This is a genomic window from Clostridium caldaquaticum (assembly GCF_023806125.1).
Lineage (GTDB): Bacteria > Bacillota > Clostridia > Clostridiales > Clostridiaceae > Clostridium_AT > Clostridium_AT caldaquaticum.
The window spans coordinates 37,816-64,440 of sequence record NZ_JAMSKT010000003.1; the positions used below are offsets into that span (position 1 = coordinate 37,816).

Annotated in this window: 20 protein-coding genes; 2 read left to right on the plus strand and 18 right to left on the minus strand. The window is 34.2% G+C overall.

Going from position 1 to position 26,625, the window contains the following annotated elements; all coding sequences use genetic code 11:
- Positions 1–65: 65 nt before the first annotated feature.
- From M2651_RS02515 to M2651_RS02525, 3 genes are all read right to left on the minus strand, one after another.
- Positions 66–893 (minus strand): carbohydrate ABC transporter permease, encoded by an 828-nt coding sequence (locus M2651_RS02515; RefSeq protein WP_252130762.1) that lies wholly within the window; start codon positions 891–893, stop codon positions 66–68.
- Between the two features lie 18 nt (positions 894–911).
- The gene (locus M2651_RS02520; protein WP_434062131.1) at positions 912–1,859 is read right to left on the minus strand and encodes a carbohydrate ABC transporter permease; all 948 of its coding nucleotides are present in this window, start codon (positions 1,857–1,859) and stop codon (positions 912–914) included.
- Between the two features lie 106 nt (positions 1,860–1,965).
- On the minus strand, positions 1,966–3,258 hold the full coding sequence (locus tag M2651_RS02525; protein ID WP_252130763.1) for an ABC transporter substrate-binding protein: 1,293 nt from the start codon (positions 3,256–3,258) through the stop codon (positions 1,966–1,968).
- Between the two features lie 324 nt (positions 3,259–3,582).
- On the opposite strand from M2651_RS02525, the gene M2651_RS02530 reads away from it, so the two are divergent.
- Positions 3,583–4,683 carry a PRK06851 family protein gene (locus M2651_RS02530; protein ID WP_252130764.1) on the plus strand — a complete coding sequence of 367 codons (1,101 nt, stop codon included), beginning with the start codon at positions 3,583–3,585 and terminating at the stop codon, positions 4,681–4,683.
- 113 nt (positions 4,684–4,796) lie between these two features.
- On the opposite strand, the gene M2651_RS02535 is transcribed toward M2651_RS02530, so the two are convergent.
- From M2651_RS02535 to M2651_RS02605, 15 genes are all read right to left on the minus strand, one after another.
- The gene (locus M2651_RS02535; RefSeq protein ID WP_252130765.1) at positions 4,797–6,338 is read right to left on the minus strand and encodes a DUF5597 domain-containing protein; all 1,542 of its coding nucleotides are present in this window, start codon (positions 6,336–6,338) and stop codon (positions 4,797–4,799) included.
- A gap of 32 nt (positions 6,339–6,370) precedes the next feature.
- Positions 6,371–8,023, minus strand: a complete 1,653-nt coding sequence (locus M2651_RS02540) for a glycoside hydrolase family 43 protein (protein ID WP_252130766.1) — start codon at positions 8,021–8,023, stop codon at positions 6,371–6,373.
- The gene (locus M2651_RS02545) at positions 8,016–10,259 is read right to left on the minus strand and encodes a glycoside hydrolase family 3 N-terminal domain-containing protein (RefSeq protein ID WP_252130767.1); all 2,244 of its coding nucleotides are present in this window, start codon (positions 10,257–10,259) and stop codon (positions 8,016–8,018) included. The genes M2651_RS02540 and M2651_RS02545 overlap by 8 nt, the downstream gene beginning before the upstream one ends.
- A 23-nt stretch (positions 10,260–10,282) precedes the next feature.
- Positions 10,283–12,961, minus strand: a complete 2,679-nt coding sequence (locus tag M2651_RS02550; RefSeq protein WP_252130768.1) for a sugar-binding domain-containing protein — start codon at positions 12,959–12,961, stop codon at positions 10,283–10,285.
- A 144-nt stretch (positions 12,962–13,105) separates the two neighbouring features.
- Positions 13,106–13,990, minus strand: a complete 885-nt coding sequence (locus M2651_RS02555) for a carbohydrate ABC transporter permease (protein WP_252130769.1) — start codon at positions 13,988–13,990, stop codon at positions 13,106–13,108.
- Positions 13,991–14,010: 20 nt separating this feature from the next.
- Positions 14,011–14,985: an ABC transporter permease gene (locus M2651_RS02560; RefSeq protein WP_350338279.1), complete on the minus strand. Its 975-nt coding sequence runs from the start codon at positions 14,983–14,985 to the stop codon at positions 14,011–14,013.
- A gap of 77 nt (positions 14,986–15,062) precedes the next feature.
- The gene (locus M2651_RS02565; protein ID WP_252130770.1) at positions 15,063–16,574 is read right to left on the minus strand and encodes an ABC transporter substrate-binding protein; all 1,512 of its coding nucleotides are present in this window, start codon (positions 16,572–16,574) and stop codon (positions 15,063–15,065) included.
- Between the two features lie 163 nt (positions 16,575–16,737).
- The gene (locus tag M2651_RS02570) at positions 16,738–18,336 is read right to left on the minus strand and encodes a response regulator transcription factor (RefSeq protein WP_252130771.1); all 1,599 of its coding nucleotides are present in this window, start codon (positions 18,334–18,336) and stop codon (positions 16,738–16,740) included.
- A 16-nt stretch (positions 18,337–18,352) separates the two neighbouring features.
- Entirely contained in the window at positions 18,353–20,092 is a 1,740-nt protein-coding gene (locus tag M2651_RS02575) for a sensor histidine kinase (RefSeq protein ID WP_252130772.1), read from the minus strand.
- A gap of 210 nt (positions 20,093–20,302) precedes the next feature.
- Positions 20,303–20,980: a hypothetical protein gene (locus M2651_RS02580; protein WP_252130773.1), complete on the minus strand. Its 678-nt coding sequence runs from the start codon at positions 20,978–20,980 to the stop codon at positions 20,303–20,305.
- 2 nt (positions 20,981–20,982) lie between these two features.
- Complete coding sequence (gene buk, locus M2651_RS02585) at positions 20,983–22,086, minus strand: butyrate kinase (protein ID WP_252130774.1); 1,104 nt, start codon at positions 22,084–22,086, stop codon at positions 20,983–20,985.
- A 14-nt stretch (positions 22,087–22,100) separates the two neighbouring features.
- Positions 22,101–23,105 carry a phosphate acyltransferase gene (locus M2651_RS02590; RefSeq protein ID WP_252130775.1) on the minus strand — a complete coding sequence of 335 codons (1,005 nt, stop codon included), beginning with the start codon at positions 23,103–23,105 and terminating at the stop codon, positions 22,101–22,103.
- 27 nt (positions 23,106–23,132) lie between these two features.
- Complete coding sequence (acpS, locus tag M2651_RS02595) at positions 23,133–23,510, minus strand: holo-ACP synthase (protein ID WP_252130776.1); 378 nt, start codon at positions 23,508–23,510, stop codon at positions 23,133–23,135.
- A gap of 89 nt (positions 23,511–23,599) precedes the next feature.
- Positions 23,600–23,839, minus strand: a complete 240-nt coding sequence (locus tag M2651_RS02600; RefSeq protein WP_252130777.1) for a phosphopantetheine-binding protein — start codon at positions 23,837–23,839, stop codon at positions 23,600–23,602.
- Positions 23,840–23,956: 117 nt separating this feature from the next.
- Positions 23,957–25,699 carry a CocE/NonD family hydrolase gene (locus M2651_RS02605; RefSeq protein WP_252130778.1) on the minus strand — a complete coding sequence of 581 codons (1,743 nt, stop codon included), beginning with the start codon at positions 25,697–25,699 and terminating at the stop codon, positions 23,957–23,959.
- A gap of 262 nt (positions 25,700–25,961) precedes the next feature.
- Here M2651_RS02605 and M2651_RS02610 point away from each other — a divergent pair, with 262 nt between their 5' ends.
- Positions 25,962–26,606 carry a TetR/AcrR family transcriptional regulator gene (locus M2651_RS02610; RefSeq protein WP_252130779.1) on the plus strand — a complete coding sequence of 215 codons (645 nt, stop codon included), beginning with the start codon at positions 25,962–25,964 and terminating at the stop codon, positions 26,604–26,606.
- Positions 26,607–26,625 lie beyond the last annotated feature (19 nt).

Consider the following 26,625-nt stretch of genomic DNA (forward strand, 5'->3'; position numbering starts at 1 on the left):
CAGGAGCTGCTGCACAGCTGATTATTAAACTAATTGTGCAGCAGCTTATTATCTTTTCTTAAAAGCTAATTTTTAGAACCTGTAGTTGCAATACCTTGAATAAATTGTTTCTGAAATATAATGAATATTAAAAGCATAGGCCAAATGGCTATCATTGAACCTGCCATAAGCTGTGGAAAGTTAGTTGAATACTGCCCTTGTAATGATGCAAGTCCTGCTGATAATGGCATTTTTTCTATGGACATATTTACTACTAAAGGCCACATTAAATCTTTCCAAGCAAATAATGAAGTAAATATTCCAAGGGCTATAAGTCCTGACCTTGTAAGAGGAAGCATAATCTTCCAGAATATCTGCCATCTGTTACAACCATCTAATAAAGCTGCTTCTTCTAATTCATTTGGGATTCCAATGAAAAATTGTCTAAGCAGGAATGTACCAAAAGCACTTACTATACCAGGTACAATTAAAGCTTTAATAGAGTTTAACCATCCTAATTTTGAAACTAAAAGGTACTGTGGAATTATAAATATTTGTCCAGGTACCATCATTTGTATAAGAACTATCATAAACAATATATTTTTTCCTGGAAATTTTAATCTTGCAAAAGCATAGGCTGCCATGGAACTGAAAAATACTGAGCCTGCTATTCTGCCTAAAAGCATTAATATAGTATTTATATAAAATTTTGGAAAAGGCAGTATATCCCATACATCTTTGTAATTATACCATCTCGTTTCTTTAGGCAATATCGTCGGTGGTATTGATGTAGATTCTGTAAGAGATTTTAATGAAGTTAAAATCATCCAAATAAATGGAAGCAACATGGCTATCGAGCCGACTATAAGTACAGTGTGTATTATATAATTATTTTTAGTTGATTTTACACTCACTGGTTACACCTCCTTGATTTATTGATAATGAACCCATTTCTTTTGCAGGTAAAGTTGAATTACTGTAATTATCAGTATTACTGCAAGCAAGAACATTACAATAGTTGAACCATATCCTTTATCATACATAACAAATGAATATTTATAAAATAAATAAACTAATGATTGTGTTTTTTCAAGAGCTATATTAGTCTTGTCAATCATCATAAATATATGATCAAACACTTGCAATGATCCTATAATTGTTGTAATAACAACAAAGAACATTGTTGGTGATACTAGCGGAAGTGTTATTGTGAAAAACTGACGAACAGACCCTGCACCATCAATTTCTGCGGCTTCATAGAAAGTTCCCGGTATTTCTTGAAGTCCTGCAAGAAGTATAACCATGTTATATCCTAGTGTACTCCATATACCTACAATTATTACTGAAACTAGCGAAAATTTAGGATCTGTAAGCCAATTTATTCCTTTAACCCCAATTAAAGAAAGCAAGTAATTAAATAAACCAAATTCACCATTATACATCCATCTCCAAACCATAGCTATAGCTGCTGGAGCAGAAACCATTGGCAGAAAGTAGATTGTACGATATAAAGATTTACCTTTAATATGAGAATTTATTAGTACCGCAATTAAAAGCGAAAGAATTATTCCTATTGGAACAGATACTATAGAATACATAAAAGTATTAGCAATAGCTTGTATTACTATTTTATCTTGAAATAATTGTTTATAATTATCAAAACCAACAAATTCATTTAAACCAAAATCGCCGGTTTTATGCAAGCTTAACCAAAAGGTTTGAATTATAGGCCATACATTTAAAATTATAAGACCGATTATTGTAGGGGCAATCATAAAATAAGCCCATGCGTAATCCTTTAAATCCTTCTTACTTGCTTTTATTTTTGTATATGAAGACGTTGATATATTGCTTTCAGCCTCTAACTTCAATCTTTTCATCCCCTTTATGCTTATTCTAAATAAAGGACTTAACTTAACATATAGATAAATTTATTAGAAGAATAGCAATTAGTAATTTAGTACTAATTGCTATTTTTAAAGTAACTTATTTTTCAGTTGCTAAAAGTTCATCTATTTGCTTAGCAAGTTGATTTGCTCCTTCTTCAACTGTAAGCTCTTTCATCCATACTTTCTTTAAAATATCTGTTTCTATTTCCTGCCATTTATTTCTTGTCTTAGAATTAGCCATTATTACTGCATAATCTAACATTTCCGGATAAACCTTTAAATTAAACTCTTTTGAGAAATCAACCCAAGCCTGTTCAGTTCCTTTAAATGCTGGTATCGCAGCACCTTTTTCAGCCTGAATTTGATTAGCTTCTTTTGTTCCTAAGAACTCTAAGAACTTCCATACTTGCTCTGGATACTTAGTTTTAGCATAAGCAACATTTGCAAGCCCGTTGTAAATAGTGGCTCTTTGTTTTCCTTGTGGAATTACTGCTACATTACAATTTTCTCTTACATAGTCATTAGCTTTAAACTCACTTACCATCCATGAACCAAAAAGACCCATTGCAGCTTTTCCTGATTCGAAATATTGAGTAAAGCTTGTATCAGCAAACTTGTCCTGAGTAGGAGATACTTTATATTTTTGACTTAAATCAACTAACCATTGAATAGCTTCTTTTGCTTCTGGCTGATCATAACCTGACTTCTTCTTATCTTGTGAAAGTATATACCCACCATTTTGATGTATAAAATTATAATATCCTTGTTGTGCATCTGCTGGAGCAACAAATCCATAAACTCCCTTAGCTGGATCATTTAATTTTTGAGCAGCTTCTAAAAGTTTGTTCCAGTCCCAAGTTGCATCTGGATAAGTAATCTTCTTTTCATCAAACATTTTCTTATTATACCAAAGTGCTATTGTGTCATAATCCTTTGGAATACCATAAGTTTTCCCATCAAATGTGTACAAATCAACAAGTCCCTTAGGGAAGTTATCCATACTCATATCCTTACTGTTTTTAACCTTATCAGTTAAATCTAATAACTGTTTTGCTGAAGCATACTTTACAAAGTTGTTTGAGTGCATCCAAAATATATCTGGAACAGATCCGCCAGTAGCACCTGCTTCTAGTTTTGTCCAATATTGTTCCCAAGGTGTAACCTCTACCTTAATTTTTATATCAGTATTTTTAGCTTCAAATGCATCAGCTATAGCTCTCATACCTGGCTCTTGGTTCTTATCCCAAATTGCGTAAGTAAGAGTTACAGGCCCTGATGATTTTCCCTGAGAAGATGTATTTGTTCCTTTTGTACTACAGCCTGTAAATGCTGTAATACCTGCCGTTAAAGAAAGTGCTAATGCCACTAATTTCTTTAAATTTTTTTTCATTAATAAGTTCCCCCTTTATTTTATATTTATTTTTACACCTTGTGTTTACGATTACATTTTATCAACTAACATAAGCATACGTATACAATAAAATTCTATGAAAAATTATAATATTCTATCGAAATAAAAAATTCAAATATAATAATGCTAAACTTATAACAACAAAATTTACCTCAATACACAAATAAACAACTTTATATTCTAAAACTAAATATCTATACACACCTTGCCAACAACCTTTTGAAAAGTAATGCAATAAAAAGTTTCACACAATACCTGTTTACTACATAGTATATAGTGATTAGATTTTTAGGAGTGTGAGCTATGAAAGGAAAAACAATTGACTTATTCCCTGGTGGAAACACATCCAAAGGCTTTTATTCTTTCTACAGGTATATTTTAAATCAAGAAGAAGCTAGAAGAATAATATGTATTAAAGGCGGACCAGGCACAGGAAAGTCTTCACTTATGAAAAAAGTAGCTGCTTTTTTTAATGATAAAGGCTACGATATAGAGTATCATCACTGTTCGTCAGATAATAACTCATTGGATGGAGTTGTTATTAAAGGTTTGAATGTTGCTATTTTAGATGGAACTGCACCACATGTGGTTGACCCTTTAAATCCAGGAGCAGTTGACGAAATTCTGAATATGGGCGACTGCTGGAATGAAGAAGGCTTTAAAAAATACAGAAAAAATATAATAGAAATAAATAAAGAAGTTGGTAAGACATTCAAACGTGCTTATAGATTTATTGGAGCTGCCAGAGCTGTACATGATGATTGGAGCAATTTTAACAACGAAGCTTTAAACCCAGGCAAGCTTAATAAACTTAAAGATGAGCTTAAAGCCAAAATTTTTACAGCTTCTAAAAATACTTACGGCTCAGAGAGGCATCTTTTTTTAACAGCCTTTACACCAAATGGCATTGTAACTTATGTGGAAACTATAATAAAAGACTGCGGCACAGTTTATGTACTTAATGGAGGTCCTGGTACAGGCAAAACTGAAGTTCTTGATTTTCTATCTAAAGAAGCTCTTAAAAGAGGCTATAACGTTCAATTTTTCCACGACCCGCTTATTCCGGAAAGAATTGAACATATTTTCATTCCAGAACTAAATACAGCTGTTGTTACTTCTAATGAGATTAATAATAGAAAGCTTGAAGGCAAGCAAATATATATGGATAACTACTTAAACTCTAATGTACTTGGTAAAAACAGAGAAGAAATTAAACAGGTCTCTGAAATATTTTATGAGCTGCTTAACAAAGGACTTAAAATTATAGCTTCCGCAAAAATTCTTCATGATCAGATGGAAACTTATTATATTCCTAATATGAATTTTGATAAAGTAAATAAGATAAGTGAAAATATTATTAATAAGCTTTTAGGATATGAGAAAGATTATTTAAGTGAAAAGTAAAATAAATAAAGTGTAAGCTATAAAACAATACGCTCCTCTCTATAATAAACAGTTTTATTATAGAGAGGAGCGTATCAAATTTTATTTTAAATTATTATTTCACCTTTATAATCTTAAAACTTATAAACCTCAACATAAAAACAGCTCGGCATATCCTTTAAATTCAATGCTATTTTTTCATCACCATTTAACCTGCGTCTACTCTTCCATTCACCTTTATAGAAATCCCCTTCTTCAAATTTCAGAATCTCAACTTTAACATTTTCACCCGGCTTTGGCAGAATTTTAATAGAACACATCATACCTATAATATAAAAACTATTTTCAGATATTTCATATATCATTCCTGCAGCTACTGGTTTATATGGCTGTTTAGGTGCATAAGCTATCTGCATATCGTATTTTTGAAAGTGTAAAAATGCTCCAAAATCATATTCTGACTTTTTCACAAAGCTTTGAAGTTTAGATGTACCACGATATTTGAAATACAAGGGCTTAATATTTTCCATCAACTCATATACCCTTGAAAGGTAAGCTTTACTTCCTTTTATATCAAATGCTGAAGGATCAATGTTTAATGCAATCATTACTTCCATAGGAGGCTTGTCAATATCCTCCGGATCCATAGATAATTCCTCTACAGCAAAAGGTGAATATCCAATAGCATTATATTTTCCAAAGGCATACAACGCATAGGAAGCTGTTACTGCATCTTTACGTACTTCTGGAATAAAAAGAGGATTGCCCTTTTGCGAATACTCTTCCATAATCTGCGGTACATATGGAACATATATATCCGGTGCAAAGCAGAACAAAGATGGAGCCATAAGCTTCCACATCTTATACATAGATATAATAGGTCCTCCGCTTGGATAAGACCCAGCGTACCATGGATACTGCTTTAACCAGGCATTTGCATAACATGGAAGATTGTATTCTTTTTGTGCTGCTTTCGTAATATATTCTACAGCCTTAGCAAAATGATATGCCATAAAGTATTCTCCAGCTTCATCTCCAAAACAATCCTTCCAGCTGCCAGAAACAGAAAATTCCTTTTCTATCTCAGGTGGCACATGTTTTGCAAATTCACTTTCTGCCTCTTTCGAATAATCTCTGTCAGTTCCAAGAAGACCAATTTCATTTTCCACCTGAATTGCAATTACTGTATTTTCTTCTTGGTCAATTTCTTTTAAATGTGCCATAATATGAGCTAATGCATTAGCATCCTTATCAATAGCAGCCTGGCATAAAGGAGATATAGTGTTAATTGCTTCCCCATTTACTTTTCGAGCATGAAAATAAGTATCAACATCTCTTTTTATCCATGCTGGTACATAAGAAGATTCTGAATTCTTCCACAAACCAAACCACAATAAAATTAAATGCATTTTATTTTCTCTTGCTTGGGAAACAATACCGTCTAAAATAGAATAATCAAAAACTCCTTCTTTCTCTTCAATAAGTTCCCAATATATTGGAATAATAACTGTATTCATATTTAAGCCTTGTAAATTCGGCCAAACATTTTTCTTCATAAACTCAAGACTGCTGGCACTTGAATTGTGTATTTCCCCTGATAGTACAATAAAAGGTTCATCCTTAACAAATAAAGTATCAATGCCATTGTACTTTCTAATTTCAGGCAAACTTTTCATAACTTTTCCCTCTTTCTCCTTATCAGCTTTGTTTATTTCTCTCCTCTATACTCAAACCAATCAAAATCAGCCATATTATCACTATGTTTTCCATTACTTGAAGCAAACATGCCTATATAAGTTCCTGAGCATCCCCCTGCTATTTCAGGACTTAATATTCTTCCATCCACATTTTCTATAAGAGGTTTCATTGATTCTAAACTGTCTCCATAATAAAAGCTGTAATCTTGACCTCTGGCAGTTACTTTTAAATATATTACTTCTGAAGCAAAAGCTTTCTGCGCCAGTTTTTCTTCTAGATTTTCGTAATTAAATGTTTTTGCTGCAAAATCAAGTTCAACTTTAGAAGTATGCTTAATTAGGCGAATAACCTTCTCACCATTTTCAACTGTATATTCAAATCTGAATTGATGATTGTTATTTTGAATTAATGCGGCTCCTGCAGCTTCATTTTCACCTTGAGGCTTAAACTCCATTTTTACATGAGCCTCAAAGTTCATATGCTGCTGACGTCTTCCTATAAAGCTAGGACAATCTAAAATTATTTCCTTTCTTCTTTCGTATTTAGCATCATATGGAGGCATTTTAAGAATTTCAACTAATCCTAAAGAACTAAGCTTTAATCTTAAATGTCCTTTTCTTTCTGTAAGACTCCAGAAATTTTCTCTCGGGGTGTGGTAAAAATTCCATACATAGTCTAAGGTTTCCTTATCAAAATCATCACGATTTTCTCTTTTATCAATTTTATATTCAGGAAGATTAGGAAATGGGTAAGTAAATTCAATACGACCCGTTCCCGGGCTTACAATAGGCCAGCCGTCTTCCCACTCAACAGGCATTAAAAATGTTTCTCTGCATAGATTTTTATAATACCCTCCATAAGGACGGGAAGCTAAAGCTACCATATACCATTGTCCATTTTGAGTTTCCACAATATCTGCATGTCCTGGATTTGATATGGGATAACCTTTACCAATATGTCTGTGAGTTAATATAGGATTGCCTGGATTTCCTTCATATGGTCCTAATATACTTTTACTTCTTGCAATAGTAACTGAGTGATAGTGGTCTGTGCCTCCTTCAGCAATCATAAGATAATAATATCCATTAATTTTATATAGATGAGGACCTTCAGGGAAAAATGCATTTTTTAAAGCTCCATCCCAAAGTGCATAGCTTTCGCCAACAAGCTTCATTGTATTTAAATCAAGCTCTTGAAGCCAAATTTCCTGATCTCCGAAATACTTTGGCTCCTTTTTACTTCTTGTTCCTATATAATAAGCCCTGCCGTCATCATCAAAAAACAAAGAAGGATCTATTCCCGGTGCATCATCAAGCCAATAAGGGTCTGACCATGGTCCTTTCGGATTTTCCGCTGTTACAATGAAATTCCCTCCATTATCTACATTTGTAGTAATTACATAAAATGTTCCATTATGATACCTTATTGTAGGTGCAAATATTCCTCCAGTATATGCAGCTCCATCTAAGTTTAACTGAGATGGTCTGTCTAATACATGACCAATCTGTTTCCAATTAACAAGATCCTTGCTTTTGAATATCGGTATCCCAGGAAAAAAAGAGAAACTTGAATTAATCAGATAATAGTATTCTCCTGCCCTGCAGATTGACGGATCAGGATAAAATCCTGGAAGAATTGGGTTATTAAAAATTTTACTACTCATAAACGTTAAACTCTCCTTCTAAACCTTCTTTTGAGTTTGGTCCAGCATATATCTTAAATAATCCTGGTTCCACAATATATTCTAGATTTTCATTGTAAAACCCAAGTTCACTGACATTAAGCTCTATACTTACAGTTTCGCATTGACCTGGCTGAAGCAGTATCTTTTTAAAACCTTTAAGTTCTTTAACAGGTCTTACTCTGCTTGCAGTTACATCTGATACATAAACCTGTACTATTTCTTCCCCAGCTACATTTCCTGTATTTGTTACATCAACACTTATTATTAATTTTTCATTTGCTTTAACTTCTGTTGATGATAAAACTAAATTATTATAACTGAAAGTTGTATAGCTTAATCCAAATCCAAAAGGATATAATGGTTCTACAGGTCCATCTATATATTTTGATGTAAATTTTATCTTACCAGCAGGTCTGCCTGTCATAGGATGATTATAATAAATAGGTACTTGCCCTACTGAATACGGAAATGTAACTACTAACTTTCCGCTTGGATTATAATCTCCAAATAATACATCTGCAACAGCAGGACCACTTTGTATACCTAATTGCCATGCTTCTACTATAGAAGCTGCATTTTCTGAAACCCATGGAATAGTTAAAGGTCTTCCGTTAATTAAAACTACAATTAACGGTTTATTAGTTTCATGAAGTGCTTTTAAAAGCTCCTCCTGTTTTCCCGGTAAATCAAGATACATTCTGCTTGAAGCTTCTCCGCTCATGTCTGACTTTTCACCAACTACTGCTATAACAACATCAGCCTTGCTTGCAGCTTCAACTGCTTCTTTAAAGTCAGCATCTTTATCACCAGTTATTTCACAGCCTTTAGCATATAAAATTTCAGTTTCGCTGCTTACTTTAGATTTTATTCCTGATAAAATAGTAACTACATCCTCTGCTCTTCCTGTAACAGCCCAGGTTCCAAGCATTTCTTCAGCATTATCTGCAAGAGGACCTACAACTGCAATTTTCTTTAAGTTCTTTTTTAATGGAAGAATATTATTTTCATTCTTTAAAAGCACTATTGAACGCTTTGCCATCTCTCTTGCAGCTTCAATATGTTCAGCACATAATATAGTCTTTTCTTCTTTTTCTTTACTTGTTCTATAAGGATTATCAAATAACCCCATCATAAATTTTATTCTTAGTATTCTTCTTACTGCTTCATTTAAAACCTCTTCTGGTATAGTTCCATCAGCTGCCTGGTCAGGCAGGTCTTCTCTGAAAGTTCCATGGCTCATATCCATATCCAGTCCAGCCAGTAATGCTTTTCTGCTGGCTTCCTTTCTGTCAGCTGAATGTCCATGTACAACACATTCAGCTACAGAATTTGCATCACTTACAACAAATCCATTAAATCCAAATTTACCTCTTAAAACATCAGTTAAAAGATATTTATTTGCAGTACTAGGCACTCCATTTATATCGTTAAAAGAACTCATAAAGGTTGCTGCCCCAGCCTTTGCTGCTGCTTCAAAAGGAGGCAGATAAACCTCATGTAAAGTCTGCAGGGACATATCTACCGTATTATAATCTCTTCCTGCAACTGCTGCACCATAGGCTGCAAAATGCTTAGCACAGGCAAGTATGCTTTCTGTGTCGGATAAATCATCCCCTTGAAAACCCTCTACTCTTGCTGCAGCAATAACGCTGCCTAAATAAGTATCTTCACCAGCTCCTTCTGCTATTCTTCCCCAGCGTGGATCTCTGGATATATCCACCATTGGTGCAAAAGTCCAATGAATCCCTGCTGCTGAAGCTTCTTTTGCTGCAATTCGGGCACTCTTTTTAATCATATCAATATCAAAACTGCAAGCTTCAGCTAAAGGTATGGGAAATACAGTTCTAAAGCCATGTATAACATCAAGTCCAAAAAGCATTGGAATACCAAGTCTAGACTCTTCAATTGCAATTCTTTGAAGTTCATTGCTCTTTTCAGCTCCAATTACTCCTCCCATGGAACCAATTATTCCTTCACGTATTTCATCTTCGTGATAATCTCTATCAAGCTTTTCAAATTCTTCTGGAGATAACTCCCCATTAACAAGCTTTTGAATTAATTCATCTACTGTTAGTCCAAATGCTCCAAACAGTGATGGAGATATCTGAACTAACTGCCCTATCTTTTCCTTTAGCGTCATTTTTGCTATAAGTTCGTCTATTTTCTTTTCATAATCTTCACGAATAAACTTTTCCTGCTTATTTGTCATAATCATATAAAATCACCTGTCCTTTATATCTATAAATATAAATTTACCCTTCCAAACATACCAGTTGGATCAATTATATCGTGCGATAAAATAAATGGAGGTTCCGGATGGTTAAATTTATCCCTGTCTAATGTTGTTGCTACTTCTACTCGTATTGTATTTTTACCCCTCTTTAAATACTTTGAAATCTCATAAATATAAGGACAGCTTATCTTCATTCCAACATATTCATTATTTATCCATAGTTCCATTGTTTCATATACATATTCAAAACTTAAATATGCTTTATCTTCTACACTGTTAAGTTCTATTTCCTTTTCATATCTTATTATTCCTGCAAAATAAGGGTTTTCTTTTGAAACTGGAATAAGCTTATGCATGTTTTTTGTTTCACTGAAAGCAGGGTATAATTTACTCTTTACTAAAAAATACTTCCAGTCTGAAGATAAATCTATTTCTTCCTTAAATTCAAGAAGTCTTTCTGATAAAGACCTATAACTTTCTATATCCATATTTTCTGAATCCGCCTTTTCAAATATAATGCAAGATTCAAATGGTTTAAGTTCTAATCTAATGCTTGTCTTACCTTGTTCTTCAATTACTTCCAAGGCTTCAAATCTATTATCCAATCCGTAATATATAACAGCATCTTTTCCAATAGATAATTCAATCTCTCCGCTGAAAGTTTCAAAAGCCGACTCATTTTGGAACATGTATATATTTCCTTCTTTATAATAGTGATAATAAGTTAAAGATGAAAATTCATTTTTAAGTGTTATATCATAAATTCCACAAGTTTTAAGTTCTTCTGCAAGTTTTTCTAATTCTAAAGCTCTACACTTTCTAACAATATTCATTAATTCTGAAGCAGCAGCCTCATTAGTTTCATTGGATATTCCCTGTGGCAAATCGTCAACAAATATTACATTAAAATCTTTGGAATTTTTTATGAATATAGCTAATTCCTTTGTAATGTATTGAGAATAAGGAATTATCAGACATTTAAATTCTTCACCATTTATTTTTAATGTGTTATTATCTATACTTCCATTGTAGGAATTCAAATCAGCAAGCATATCTAAAGATACAAAATCAAAATCTATCTGGTTTTCCGTTAATATTCTTGCAGGCACCTGCATCTTCATGTACTCCCCAGTCCATTCACTCTCTCCATGATATAAAATTGCTGCTGGTGCAATATGTCTGCCGCCATTAAAAATATGACATAAACGGTTAGCATATTTCATAAGATGCGCAAAAGCTTTAAACTGAGGATTATTTCCTCTTGCATAAAAATGAGGAGGACAATCTACGTCTGGATATTCCGCCATTGAAAAAGCATGAGGAACAAGGTAGTTAATTCCTCTCACAACCAAATGATCTAAAATATATTTCATATCTCTTACTCCCAATTTCCAGCCATAGGCTCCAAAAAGCTCGCACATTGTTCTTCCTTTTTTATTAGGCTCAAGATGTCCGCAAGATGAACCTAATTTCCCTAATGCATAATGATAAAATTCTCCGTCTCCCTTTGTAATTCCCATTATTTCCATACCTGCACCTCCAGGAATTACCTGACCGCCGATAACATCTATACCAGCCATATGCTGCCCTGACATTGCCCTGAAGTAATGACCGGTACCGCATCCTAACCTGCTGTGCTGATTGTTGTCCTCAACTACGTGACCTATATACTCTACATTATGTTCTTCACACCATTTTCCTAATTGACCGCTGAAGTTCTTTTCATATAATCTAGTTACTACATTCATGTAAGTATATCGTGTATTTACACACTGCTTCATTTCCATTGTATCTACCCACAAGAATGGCAGTAATGATTTCCACTCACTCCCAAGTTCATCTTTCATCATAATTTTTGCTTCTTCATTCCAAGGAAGAGGCATGTCTCTTTTACCTATTGATTCGTTAAAATCATAACCAACAGTATTTCCGAAGGATGTTTCATCTGAAAAAAATCCTGCAAATGTTTTTCCAAAATCTTTCTTATAATGCTCGTAGTGTGGTTCATACACTGCTTCTATTTGAGTACTTACAGATTCTTTATCGATTACATTTATATATCTGTTGTCACCGCCATCTGTTTTAGTCTCATATACAACATAAATCCTCCATACACCTTCTGGAAGTCTGCAGGTTAAAAAACCGTCTTCTACCTTACCTGTTAAATCTATAAATTCTTCTTTAACTATACCATTTTTAACCATTCTTACAGCTGTAACACTAATAAGCTTATTCCTCTTTTGCTCTTCAACCTCTTTTTTCTTGCCAAAATCTAAAAAAGAAGTTTTAGGCTTTAACATTGGTGTAATATGAACAGTAAATTCACTTTGAGCTGCAAATACATCTAATGAATTATAGTTTATATAAGTTTTCCTTCTTTCAGGATACTTCTTCTCAATAAGTCCATTAGCATATCCTGTTGGGAAATGAGCATCGTCTAAAACCCATACTTTCATTCCCCTTTGCCTTGCTTCTTCCATTACAATATCTAAATCATGCCACCATTTTGGTCCTGCAAAATCAGGATGTGGTCTTGCTTCAACACATATTCCTCTTATTCCGCACTCATATATCTTACTTATTTCTTCTCTGATAATATGTTCTTCTTCCCCACGCATCCATAAGAAAGGAAGTATATAGTTATCATTTTTACCATCAATTAAATCCCTAATTATCTTTTTCATTCTTAATCCACTTACCTTTCACTTAATATTATTATAGTACTCTAATCTTTTTATTAACTAATCATACATAGTAAACCAAAGGGACATTTCCTTGACACATAAATATGCCAGAGGAACCGTCCCCTTTTTCCATGTCACTAATTATTAGCCTTTTACCGCTCCAAGCGCTATACCCTTAACAAAATATTTCTGGAAGAATGGATATGCACACAATATCGGAACTACACCAATTGCTGCCATTGCCATTCTTACGGTCTCAGCAGGTATTGTCTGTGATGTAGATTTGTTTCCCATATTTGTTGATGCCAGTACCTGAATATCTGCCATAATTCTGTTTAAAAGATTCTGAAGACTGAATAATCTTTGATCTGTAAGGTAAATAAGACCATTGAACCAATCATTCCAATACGCCAGCCCTGCAAGCAATCCGATTGTTGCCAGAATAGGAAGTGACATTGGAATAATAATTTTAACAAATGTTTTTATCTCTCCTGCTCCATCTATTTTTGCAGACTCGATAAGTTCCACAGGAATATTTGTAGCAAAGAAAGTCCTCATAAGCATTACTCCAAAACCATTTATAAGTAAGTTTGGTATTAAAAGTGCCCATATAGTATTTTTAATATGAAAAAACTGTGTATATACTAAATAGGTTGGAACCAAACCTCCATTGAAAAGCATGGTAAAAACAACATAAAAAGAGAAAATGTTACGGTGAGGCAAATCCTTTCTAGACAGCGGATAAGCAAGCATGGAAGTCAGTACTAATGTACCTATAACGCCGACTACTGTTATAAATATTGAAATAAAATATGCATGTCCAATTTGTGTCCACTTTGCAGCTAAATAATTATATGCTTGAATACTAAAAACTTTAGGAAAAAAAGAATATCCGTCATTTTGAATAGCCATTTCATCTGTAAATGATGAAATTATCAATAACACAAAAGGTAGGACACATGCTAAAGAAAATAAACCTAAAATAATATGTCCAGCTATCTGAGTTCCTTTATCTTCAGATTTTTTCATAAATAATACACATCTCCTTTCTAAAACAATGCGTCCTCTTTGCTTACTTTTCGCACAATTAAATTAGATACAAGCACTAATATAAATCCTACTAAAGATTGATAAAATCCTGCTGCTGAAGACATACCGATATCTCCAAGCTGCATAAGGGAACGATATACATATGTGTCAATTGTATTTGTAACATTATATAGCTGCCCAGAATCCATAGGCACCTGATAAAATAACCCGAAGTCTGAATAAAATATTTTACCGATAGCAAGAATAGTAAGCATGATTATTACAGGTTTAAGCAGTGGAATAGTTATTTTTGTAATCTGCTGCCACTTAGTAGCTCCATCAAGTTTAGCAGCTTCATAATACTCAGGACTTATACCTACTATTGAAGCTAGATAAATAATACAGCCAAAGCCCGAATTTTTCCATACATTTACTAATATTAAAATCACAGGCCAATATTTAGATTCTGCATACCAGGCCACAGGTTCCATACCAAGTGCAGGAAGAATTGATTTATTGAAAAGACCTGTATTTATGCTTAAGCCTGCATAAACAAGATAGGCAACAATTACCATTGAAATAAGTGACGGTAGAATAATTAGACTTTGATATAATCTTGAAAAAAACTTTTGTTTTATCTCATTAAGCAGTATGGCAAAAGCCAACTGAACTATTGTTCCAATTATAATAAAAGCTACATTATACAAAATGGTGTTTCTTGTAATTATTAACGCGTCTGACGTTGCAAATAAATATTTAAAATTATCAAAACCAGCCCAATCACTGGCGAATATTCCTTTTTGAAAATCTACATTTTTAAAAGCTATAACAAGGCCAAACATTGGCAGATAATTATTTATAAAAAAGTAAACTAATCCTGGTGCCATTAAAAGAAAAAGCGGAATATACCTTTTATACTGAATTTTCTTTTTAGTCTTAAGGGGCTTTTGGACATTTACTGCTACGGTATTATTTTTTTGTACTACCTCTTTCATATTCAACCCTTCCCTATAATAAAATCATATAACCCAACCAACATTGTGTCAGTTGGGCTAAAAATTTATAAAAATTATTATTTTACATTGTTTGCTGCAGCCCATTCATCAAGCTGTTTCTGCTTTGCAGCTATAACCTTGTCAATACCTGCTGCTTTTAGTTTTTGAATAAATTCTGGATATGTCTTGTCAGGATCAACAGTACCTGACTCTAATCCAAGTTTATACTGAGTCCAAACGTTTGAAAGTGCTGCAATCTCAGTCTTTACAGAAGTCGCATCGTAAGTAAAGCCAAAAGCTTTTGATATTGAAGCTGAATCATTGAATTTCTTTGTCTGCTCCCTAATGTCAGCAGGATTTCCCTGCCATACTTTTGAAAGGAACTCATTACCAAACATCCAAGAAGTATTTAAATAATAACCTGAATTCTTCTCAGAAACACCTGATGGGAATCCAATAGTTCCGTCTGATTTCTTTTCATAATGCTTTCCTTCAATACCCCATGCAAATAAATTCTGCACTTCAGCATCTGTATACATTAAGTTGAGTAATTGAACAGATTTATCAGGAGTTTTAGCTGCATTTGGTACTACCCATGAAAACACTGCACTTCCAGCCATTGGTTTAGCAAATTCTATAACAGTCATTTCATAACCATTTTGTGCTGATTCCTGTTGTGCTATACCAGGCTTTGTTGCACTGAAATAACCTAAAGCTTTACCAGATTTTACAAGTGTATGTTGATCTTCTTTAGCGTATGCTACATCTTTCATCACGTAGCCTTTTTGATACCAGTCCCTCATAGTTTTAAGTAAATCTTTGTATTCCTGTGTTTCAAACATATTTACAACCTTAAGCTCCTGGCCGTAATTCATAAGTACACCAAAATAATCGCTAAGCCAGTCTATACTTGAACCAAGAACTGATTCCGCAAAACCAATACCTTGAGATCCATAAGTAAGAGGATATAAATTTGGCTCTTTTTCCTTTATTATTTTAAAAATATTGCCTAAATCTGCAAAGCTCTTAACCTGAGTTGTATCTATATTATATTTATCTATAATGTCTTTACGAATAATTAATCCATTTCCTCCTGCCATGTCACACAACGGTCTTACCCCATATATCTTACCGTTAACATAATTTGACTTTAGATATCTTCCTAAATTATCTTTTATACCTTGTCCATATTTATCAAGCAGCGGTCCTATTTCCTGTACCTTCTTTTGAGCAACTAAACTCTGATAAGTGTTAGGGAATGTAAGCAATAAGTCGATTTTTTCATTACTTGCAAGCATTACGTTATACTGCTGCATAGCTGCACCAAAATTTATAGGCATAAGCTTAACTTTTACATTAATTTTAGGTGTAACTACTTTATTAAGTGCTTCTTCCACCAATGCCTGATCCGCTGGCTGAGGACCTGTAGTTAAGAATACTACTGTTAATTCTGTAGGTGCTTCCTGACTTGTCTTATTTTTTGAGTTGTCTGCAGATGTTCCTGATGAACTCTTATTTCCACAAGCTGAAAAAGTCATCATTGCAGATAGTGCCAATGCTAAAATGCTGGTGATTTTAGTTTTCTTCATTTTAATCCCCCTTAAAATTTTTAGCACATGAAGATTATTAATCTTCATGTCCATTGATTTTTTATACTTTAAATGTTTACAATCACATTTTAATCCTTTTCTTAAATATACACTGCTCCAAATAAAACTTTTAATTTGCACTTTTGAAACTTTTCGGACTATTCTAATTTTTCGCTGTATTTTTTCTATAATCAACAGGGGAAATGCCTAAAGCTTTTCTGAACATCCTTGAAAAATGAGAAAAATTTGTATATCCAACCTGTGCAGCTATTGAGCTTACTGGCATATTTGACTTTGATAAAAGTTCTTTTGCTACTTTTAAACGTTCCTTCTGAATATATTCAGATAGTGGTATACCTGTTTCTTTTTTAAAAATACGTGCTAAATATATTGGATTTAAGTAAACCTGGTCTGCAATATATTCTCTTGTCAATTCCTTATCGATATTTAACTTAATGAAACTTTTCACCTTGCCGACTAAAGACTTGGATTTTTCAATTTCAGCTACGTAGGATAAGGCTTTTTCTATTCCGTATTCTGCAAACTTAATCATATGTGCAATTGAGCGTGTAGCCTTGTTGTATAATTCTGCAGACTGATTATCACTATAAAGCATATGAGCCAGTACTCCTTTTCCTTTTAAATAAGAATGGAGTACCTGTATAAAATCCTGCTGAAACTGATACAATACATTTGCATTAACTTCTTTAGAGTTAGTAAGTTCTTTCATAAAAACATAAATTTCTTCAAGCACCAGGTCTTTTTTTCCGCTTTCAAGCATTGGCAGCCACATGCCCATATCAGGCAGTCTGATATCTTGTGACACTTCTCTTTTTTCATCAAGAGAAAATACTTTGTTAGTAAAAATAACATTATTTTTATCAAGTTCCAGCAGTTTGTTAACTGTTTCAAATAATTCATGATTGCTGATACGGCTTCCCAGATAACAGGATAAATCACAGCCTAAGTATTTGCTGCACTCTGTTATATATTTTTTGCAGTCCTCCTTAAGTAAACTTAAATCCTTATCTTCAAATTCGTCCAGATAAATAAGGATAAGCACTGTTTCTTTATCAAGCTCAAGAGTGATGCCGTTACTTTCTTCCTTTAATATTAAATTTTGAGCAATATTTCCTATTGCAAATTCCATAAGCTTTTCATCTCTCATATTCATTTCTCTATTCCAATTTTGAACTTTTACAAGTATTGGAATAACATTCATATCCTCAAGTCCTGGAAAATTAATTTCTAAAGCCGCTTTTCTTATTTCTTCATGGGTGGAAGGTATTGTCTGATTAATTATATCAAGCCAAAAACGTTCTATTATAAGAGGCTGATGCTTAACCCACAGCTTGCTGAAACGGCTATGCTGAAGCTGTTCATTAGCCATTTTAATTTTTTCCATTGCTTTAACTACTACTTTTTCTAATTCCTCTGGCATTGCCGGCTTTAGTATATAGTCAAGACTTCCAAGTTGTATAGCCTTGATGGAATAATTAAAATCAGCATGGCAGGTTATGAATATGCACTCAGTTTTCGGGAAATTTTCACGAACCCATTCAAGTAGTTCAATTCCGCTGCCTTGCGGCATCTCTATATCACAAAACATTAAATCAATTGAATTATTTAAGAATAATTCTTTTGCCTGACGTATATTATTAGCCTCAAAAATCTCTGTAATACCTAATTTATAAAAATCTACAGTTGATTTTATTCCCTCAATTTCTAATTTTTCATCATCTACAATAATTAAATTAGCCATAATATCACCTTCTTCATTATATCTCAGGCTGCAGCGGAAGCGTTATTTTAATAATTGCACCCTTTTGATTACCGTTTGAAAATTCAATACTTGCACTTCCCTTGTATAAAAGCTGCAGTCTTCTCTGCACATTCCAAATTCCGATATGCTCTCCATCCTTGCTTATAACTCGTTGCCCTGCTTGTATTTGTTTTAAAATTTCTTCAGGAAATCCTTTTCCTGTATCTTGTATAATAATTTCAAGTTTATCCTGTCCTTTTTCCTTTACAAAATCTGCTTTAATTAAAATATGCAGAGGCTCGTCCAATGTTACAGCATATTTTATAGAGTTTTCCACAAAATTTTGTATAATAAGGGGCGGCACAGGAGTATTCAGTATAAATTCCGGTACCTCTATATTATAATTAAGGCTTTCAGGAAACCTTAATTCCTGTATGTGAATATAGTTTTTAACATGCTTAAGCTCATCTTTTAAAAAAACAAAGCCGGAGTTTTCTCTGAACATATATCGAAAATATTGAAGCAGACAAAGAGCCATCTCCTTAATTAGCTCATATTTTCCTGTTTGAGCCATTCTATAAATAATGTTTAGAGAATTTAAAAAAAAGTGAGGATTTACCTGCAGCTGTAAATGCTTCAGCTCCGCCTTCTGTTTACTTAGCTGCTCTTCATATATACTAATTTTCAAATCATGTATTTGATCAACCATTTTATTAAAAGTATCATAGGCTATCTGAAACTCATCTGAAGTTTTATAGTTTTTAATACGTACTTCAATATTACCATCTCTTATCTTTTTCATAGCAGTCATCATACGATTTATTGGAATTAAAACAACTTTACGAAGAAATACTAAGCATAATGGAAGTAAAAGTATTGAAGCAAAAGCGATAATGTTAATAATATTTTTAAGATAAGGAAGCTTCTCTAGAATTTCTTCATCAGGTATAACTGCTACCAGATTAAAATCTCCTTTAGTTGAGTTTTCTCCTACAACAATATACTTGTTTTTATCTCCTGTTATATAGTAATTCTGTAAATCTCCAGTTAAATCTATATCTATATTGTTAGTTTCAACGGAGCTTGCCATAATTGTTCCTTCGCTGCTAGTTAAAGCAGATTTTCCCCCTTCACCAAGATTAATTAATCCTAATGGAATTAAAAGCCTTTTAGTATTTACCCAGGCTCCTATATAAGAATCCCCTGCTTTAAATATTTTAATTAAATAAAATTGCCCGTCTATTTTGACAGGAGTCCATTTTTTTACATTTAAATCATCAGATTGAGTACTTTTATCTAATAAATTAATAATATATTTTTTTACTATTTCACGTTCTTCAAAATCATTTTTATAATTAAGTGCATACAAGAATTCTTTGCTGATTGTATTATAAACAAAAACAACATCTATTGCCTTATAAGAACCAATATTTTCCGAAAGCCTGTTAGATACTTTTATTTGAGCCAATGACCTGTAATTTGGGTCAATATCTGCCCCTATGAGCTTTAAATCATTATCAAGTGCTGCCATGTATGCCATATTTTCATCTGCAGCATCAAGGCTGTCATCTATCTGTCTCATATATAAAGTTAATAAATTCTTATAAGATTCAGCTACCTGATTGTGTATAACTTTAATTGAATAAATGTTATTATAAATAAGCAGAAATATCAAAGGCAGCAATACTGCAAAAACACCTGCTGTTAGTTTAAAACTGATAGAATTTAAAGGAATCTTTGAAATAAACTTTCTCATAGCTTCTGTTCTCCCTTAATTTTTAATAAATTTACAAAACGTTTTCTCGATTTATTATAACATTTATAAAAATCTATAAATAGTTCTAAGTCTCAAATACTGTATAAGTATAACAAACTTCTTTATAATTATAAAGCGGACATAGATTATACACATCCTTGTCCGCTGATTATTAATAGAAAATTTATTTCAAAGAAACCTTCCGTTATTTTATGCATTCAGTTCTACTGCTGATTTTTGTGCACCCTTTTTAGAAACAGCTACTAAAATTCCAAGCAATACAGACAGGAATGCTGAAGCTAAAACTCTGTACTGAGGAGGTAGCAGGAACACAATAGTATGACATGGTATCCAGATTAAAGTACATGTTTTTAGCCAGGAAAAGCTTACTAATGTATACCAGTCAATTCTGTCTACCATTTCTTTTACTGTAAATTTATTGCCATTTTTCTCAATTTTCAAATCAATATATAAATCTCCAAACTTATGGTATATATACAGCATCGGCCCGAAAGTCAGATTCATTATGGTGCTACCGAAAAATGCCTGTGCAAACTTTGAGCCTGCAAAAGGAAGTCTTCCTAAAGATTGGGCTACACCTGCACCAGCAGTAAATACAGTAAATACTAAAGTAATAGCCATGCCTAAAATTCCCCATACCACTGCCTTGGCAATAAATCCTTTTGGCAATATCCATTCACCTTTTAGTATTCTTACTCCAAGAAGGTCACCCATTGTAGCCAGTATAAAAAACTTAACAAATCCTCCTATATAGGGATGTGCTTCAGTTACAGCTATAAAAACAGTACGAGCTGCAGGAACTACTAAAACTAGTATCCAGAGCAGTAATACAAATCCCCATAGAAAATCTCCTTTTTTATTATTCATTTTTAACACTCCTTTTTATACCCAGTCCAAACAGGTTTACCAGTATAGGTTTTAATTTCTTCTGTACCTTTTAAAGCTCGTTCTGCTCCTGCAGCCATAGCTTCCATTTCAAACTCACCTGGATATGCAGTAACTGGTGCAATAAAAGAACATGCCTCTGTAATTGTTTGAACTAAACCTTTATTATGAGCCATGCCTCCACCCAGCAAAATGCCATCCACCTTTCCATGAAGAACTGCTGCCATAGAGCCGATTTGTTTTATTATCTGGTAAATCATAGCGTCCCATATAAGTTTAGCGTAGGAGTCTCCTTTACTTGCCATTTCAATAACCTCAATAGCATCAGAGGTACCAAGATGGTCAACAAAACCACCTGTCTTTGTGCATTTTTCAAGCATTTCCTTCTGGCTGTACTTACCGCTGAAGCATAATCTGATAAGCTGATCAGCAGGTACTGCACCTGCTCTTGTAGGTGCCATAGGTCCTTCTCCACCAACAATATCATTACCATCAATCATTCTGCCCATGCGGTGTGCAGCCACTGACACCCCGCCGCCAATATGACATACTATGAAATTACAGTCAGTATATTTTTTACCTATAGCTTCTGCATGACGCTGAGCGGTTTCTTTCTGATTTAGCGCATGAATGTGACTTGTACGATTGATTTCTTTAATACCTGTTACTCTGGCTACTTCCTCAAATTCATCTACATCTGGCGGATTTACAACAAAAGCCTGCCCGCCATATTGCTCACAAAATTCATTTGCCAGAAGGCTCCCTAGATTTGCAGGGTGCAATACACCATTTGCACAATTTGCAGCGTGATTGAGCATTATGTCATTAACTGCATAAACTCCGCCTTCCATAGAAAGAAGTCCTCCTCCACGCCCAACAAAAGCATCACAGCCATCTAAACTAATATTCTCTTCTTCTAAAATATTAATAATAGTCTGTTTCCTGTAAGGCAGCTGTTCTGACAGATTTTTATATTTCGCAAGTTCTGATGCTTCATGTTTAACATTTTTTATAAATATGCATCTATCATTATTAAAAAGAGCAATTTTTGTTGATGTTGATCCAGGATTAATTGCAAAAATCTTCATATAATAGCTCCTCCCTATTTCTTTTCTGCTGCAGCACGGATTATTAGCATAGCTACATTGCCAAGCATTTCCTCAACTGGTGCACTACGTGAAAAATCGCATACAGGCTGTTTAAAACCTTGTAAAATAGGTCCATACGCATTAGCATGACCGAAAATCTGTATCAGCTTAACGCCAATGTTTCCTGCATGTAAATTTGGGAATATAAGCACGTTAGCTTTTCCGGCTACATCACTTTCTCTCGGTACTTTCTTAGCTGCCACCTTTGGAAGAAGAGCTGAATCCAACTGAAATTCACCATCACATTTTATATCCGGACGCTTTTCGTGTACAATTTTAATCGCTTCACGAATTACTTCTATGCTCTCATGCTCTGCACTTCCGCAAGTAGAGAAAGCAAGCATAGCAACACGAGGCTCCCATCCAAGTAAGGTGCTTACTGTATTAGCTGATGCAATAGCTATTCCTGCCAAATCTTTTGCATCAGGCTGTGCAGTAATAGCACAGTCAGCCACCCCAAACATCTGACCCTCTGAACCTAGAAAACCAGGTACATCTGCAATACCCAGGCTTGATGGGCTTTCTACTCCCTCCATGAGACCAACAATACTCATAGCCTCGAATACTACATCTCCTGTTGAATATTCTTTACCAGCAGCTACGCAATCAACTTTACCGAGTTTTAACAAAAACATAGCACAGCGAACTGCATCTTTTATTTTACGTATTACTGCCTTTTCGCTGAAATCGTCAAACTTGGAGCAGTATTCATAAGCCAAAGCAGCTTTAGCTTCTTCATTTGTATTATCAAAGTAAGTAAATCCCTCAGTGGACACATTATTCTGTGCAGCAAGAGTTTCAATCTCCGCCTGATTACCTACTAATAACGGATAACCGATTCCTGTTAATACAACTTGTTCTGCGGTGCGTAAAATATCTACATTTAACGCCTCTGGGAAAGCTACTCTTTGCGGAGACTGCTTTGCCCTTTTAGTCATTTCTTGAATAAATTGGTTCATAATTATACCTCCTGTATTTCATTTAATTCAGGTGCTCGTTACACAAAATGCTATAGCATAATCTTTATCATAAGAAAGGCTTAACATGATTTGCTGTATCCCTTTTTCCTCTGCTGCCTTTTTCATATTGCCATGCAGCCTTACATAAGGTGCTCCATTATCACTATTTAAAATTTCTATTTCATTCCAGTGTTTAAGCCTATCAGGGTAAGTATTAAGTGCCTTAAACACTGCTTCTTTTGCCGCAAACCTCATACAAAAATATATGTGCGGAACATCATTAAGTGCACCCAGGCGCTGTTCTTCCTCGGTAAAGGTTTTGCAGAAAAATGGATCATCGAATTTTAAAAATTGTCTGCTTAGTGTGCTCATATGCAGAATGTCTGTACCGATGCCAACTATCATTGTTTTCACCTTCCTTTTATAAAATGACGGGAACCTTTTAAGCAGCCTATAAGGTGCATCAGGGTTCCCGCCGTTACTTTTAACTTGTATTATTCTTCCATTAACTCTACTACATAATCAGCTGCTTCGCCTAAAGTCTTACATCTCTTAAAACCCATATATGGTACTTCCAAATCAAATTCATCCTCTAAAGCAGTTGTAATTTGGGAGATGTGACCTGATTTAGCATTAACTTCTGCAAAAGTAGTATCAGCACTTAATTCGCTAGCGTCCTTTCCCCATAAATAAGCTCCACGCTCAATTATTTTTGCTAAAACTTTTTCTCTCATTTTTTTCCCTCCTGTATTCCTTTCTCGCACATAACAATTATCAATTGTTATGCCTCCTGTATTCCTTTTAAGCACGTAAAGATTATCAATCTTTACGCCTCATATATTCTTTGATTATTAACGATATATATAGTCGCCATCTTGATAACGTGGTGGTATAACAGGTATTTGCAAGTAAGAATCGTATTTACCACCAGTGTAAATTAAATGTCTTCCCTTATTATCAGTATCCCATACTAATGGCTCAAACCAGTTTTCACGAATATATCTGCCTGCAATTTGAACACGAATCTTCTGACCTTTGTGCCAAATCCAGCTTGTTGGATTAATTTCAATATCAACAGGTACTATTTGACCTGGCTCTAATTTTTCATCAACAGTATGAGCTTGTACAGGATTGTAGTGAGTACTAAGTTTCTCATCAAGTTTTCTACGAGAAACTCGCATCTTACCCCATACACCAGGATGAGGTTCTCCAAATACTGTAATTGGAAGCCATTCTCCTTTTGTACTTAGTTTCTGCACGTTAATGAACAAGTCCATATCGTTATAGCTTTCTGCTGCAACCCAAAGACGTAATTTCATGTAACCAGTTAACTCTGTCTCTTCTTCAAAAGTATAGTCAAAAGTAACCTCTCCATCTGCACTTTCATAAGCTGCCATAGCTTCCTCAGCAACCGGCTGTGCTTTCATTGACATATCTGTAGCATCCAGATACAACTTTTCATACTTTGTACGTTTTAAAGGGAAGTTTTCTTCTGGTCTGTTTATCTGATAACAGTAATTAAAAGCGTCCTGTACTTCTATACGTACTCTTGGAGTAAGCTCCCAGCCGTTTCTTTCAAGTTTAAGATAACGTGCAAAGAAACGTTCAAGTTCTTCCAAATTCTTATTATTATATGCATCCGGCCATTCAAAATCACGATGTGCACGAAGCCACTTCTTGCTGGACTTTATCTTACGGAAAGCATTAATAGAACCTCTTAAATGAAAGTGATTCCAGCAGGCAGTAACATAAACAGGAATTTTTATATTTTCCCAGATTGGATCTTTATCTTTCCAATAAGCACAATTAATAAACGGATATTTTTTTGCATTTTCTGCAGTATTGTCTATATAATTATATCCAACTGCATCACCCATTACTAAACCTACAAATGTTGTTGCAGGAATTCCTCCCTCATATAAGGATTCACGATACAAGTCGCTTGTACCTTCCCATGGAGCAATACAAGCAAGGTGAGGCGGACATTGGGAAGCAATACGCCATTGAGTCATTGCTACAGCACTGTTTCCGGACAAAGCACATCTTCCATTACACCAAGGCTGCTGAGCTGCCCATTCTATAAAGTCATATCCATCACGTCCATCCTGTGAACCAAACTGTATATAGTCACCTTCAGAATGACCAATACCACGTGGATCTACATTTGCTACTGCATAACCTCTGCGGCACCAATATCCAGGGTCAGGACTTTCAAACTTGGACATATTTGATATAGTTTGAGGTGGTACACCCATAACCTGCCACTCACTTTGTCCTTCAAACGGACGTTTCCCATAAAAACTCCAGCTTATTATAAGCGGAACCTTTACATCACCAACAGGTTTGTATATGTCAACATAAATAGTAACACCATCTCTCATTTTTACCGGCACATCCTGCATGCATTCAATACCATCTTCAGCAATATATGTGCGAATATTAAGCGGAGAAAGGTATTTATAACGGGAACGGGTTTCAGGATCCATAGCGTCCAATTCCTCACGGGATGCAGGGCGAACCATCTCAGTCATTATAATATCAACTTGCTCGCCGCACATTTCAACAGTTTTAATAATTTTTTTTACTTCAGACATATTTTTCCTCCTCTTTATCAAACACAGGGCAGCCATAAAACACTTGGTGCTGCACACCAGTCTGCCCGCAGCAAACTTGAAACATTAAAAGAAATAAGCTATAATAAATTAATAATTGCTGCTTTTCTTTAAATTCAGTTTATAATAAAATGGTTTACATATATAGAACACTTTCTATTCAAAGTGTTCAATTTAGACATAAAGCGCAAAAGTGTTCAATTTTTATAGCTGCTTTGCACTATCAGAAAGGAGGCTTTTCATTATGGGCGAATCACGAAATACTGTAAGCAAAACAAAGAAAAGTGCCCAGACGCAAGCACGTATTATATCTTCTTATTTGTCTTTAATGCAGGAAAAACATTTTGAAAAGATAACTGTAAAAGAAGTAGTTGATAAAGCAAACATTACCCGTGGTACTTTTTATTTATATTTCAATGATATCTATGAAATGCAGCAATATATCGAAGATGAACTGCTGGCTCATTTTAATAGCTTCTGTCTGGACGTACAAGAACCTTCCTGTGCCTTGCAATGTAACTTGACAGACTGGGGTTTTTCTCTTAATCCTCCTGCAGCACTTATGCGATGGTTTGAGTATTGTAAACAGCATGGAGAAGCAATTAAAGCTCTGCTGGGTTCTTACGGCGATCCGTATTTTGTAATAAAACTGCGAAACCAGATGCGGGTGTTTGTTAATCAGTTAATGGATAAAGATAATATGCCTCATGATCAGCTTCGTGAATATTATCTTGAAACTTTTGTGGAACTAAACTTTTTACTTGCAAGACAATGGCTTAATGAAAGTTCCGAATCTTCCCTTACAATTGAAAGGATGACTACCATTTTAAACACAATAAGAGTGGGTGCAAATACTCTAAGTTATTTTGAACGTAAGCAAAATAAATGACGTTTTGTATGGCATATGC

Coding starts and splice junctions, on each gene's coding strand:
- M2651_RS02520 (WP_434062131.1), bottom strand. CDS start 1,859: ATGAAAAGATTGAAGTTAGAGGCTGAAAGCAATATATCAACGTCTTCA.
- M2651_RS02525 (WP_252130763.1), bottom strand. CDS start 3,258: ATGAAAAAAAATTTAAAGAAATTAGTGGCATTAGCACTTTCTTTAACG.
- M2651_RS02530 (WP_252130764.1), top strand. CDS start 3,583: ATGAAAGGAAAAACAATTGACTTATTCCCTGGTGGAAACACATCCAAA.
- M2651_RS02535 (WP_252130765.1), bottom strand. CDS start 6,338: ATGAAAAGTTTGCCTGAAATTAGAAAGTACAATGGCATTGATACTTTA.
- M2651_RS02540 (WP_252130766.1), bottom strand. CDS start 8,023: ATGAGTAGTAAAATTTTTAATAACCCAATTCTTCCAGGATTTTATCCT.
- M2651_RS02545 (WP_252130767.1), bottom strand. CDS start 10,259: ATGATTATGACAAATAAGCAGGAAAAGTTTATTCGTGAAGATTATGAA.
- M2651_RS02550 (WP_252130768.1), bottom strand. CDS start 12,961: ATGAAAAAGATAATTAGGGATTTAATTGATGGTAAAAATGATAACTAT.
- M2651_RS02555 (WP_252130769.1), bottom strand. CDS start 13,990: ATGAAAAAATCTGAAGATAAAGGAACTCAGATAGCTGGACATATTATT.
- M2651_RS02560 (WP_350338279.1), bottom strand. CDS start 14,985: ATGAAAGAGGTAGTACAAAAAAATAATACCGTAGCAGTAAATGTCCAA.
- M2651_RS02565 (WP_252130770.1), bottom strand. CDS start 16,574: ATGAAGAAAACTAAAATCACCAGCATTTTAGCATTGGCACTATCTGCA.
- M2651_RS02570 (WP_252130771.1), bottom strand. CDS start 18,336: ATGGCTAATTTAATTATTGTAGATGATGAAAAATTAGAAATTGAGGGA.
- M2651_RS02575 (WP_252130772.1), bottom strand. CDS start 20,092: ATGAGAAAGTTTATTTCAAAGATTCCTTTAAATTCTATCAGTTTTAAA.
- M2651_RS02580 (WP_252130773.1), bottom strand. CDS start 20,980: ATGAATAATAAAAAAGGAGATTTTCTATGGGGATTTGTATTACTGCTC.
- buk (WP_252130774.1), bottom strand. CDS start 22,086: ATGAAGATTTTTGCAATTAATCCTGGATCAACATCAACAAAAATTGCT.
- M2651_RS02590 (WP_252130775.1), bottom strand. CDS start 23,105: ATGAACCAATTTATTCAAGAAATGACTAAAAGGGCAAAGCAGTCTCCG.
- acpS (WP_252130776.1), bottom strand. CDS start 23,510: ATGATAGTTGGCATCGGTACAGACATTCTGCATATGAGCACACTAAGC.
- M2651_RS02600 (WP_252130777.1), bottom strand. CDS start 23,839: ATGAGAGAAAAAGTTTTAGCAAAAATAATTGAGCGTGGAGCTTATTTA.
- M2651_RS02605 (WP_252130778.1), bottom strand. CDS start 25,699: ATGTCTGAAGTAAAAAAAATTATTAAAACTGTTGAAATGTGCGGCGAG.
- M2651_RS02610 (WP_252130779.1), top strand. CDS start 25,962: ATGGGCGAATCACGAAATACTGTAAGCAAAACAAAGAAAAGTGCCCAG.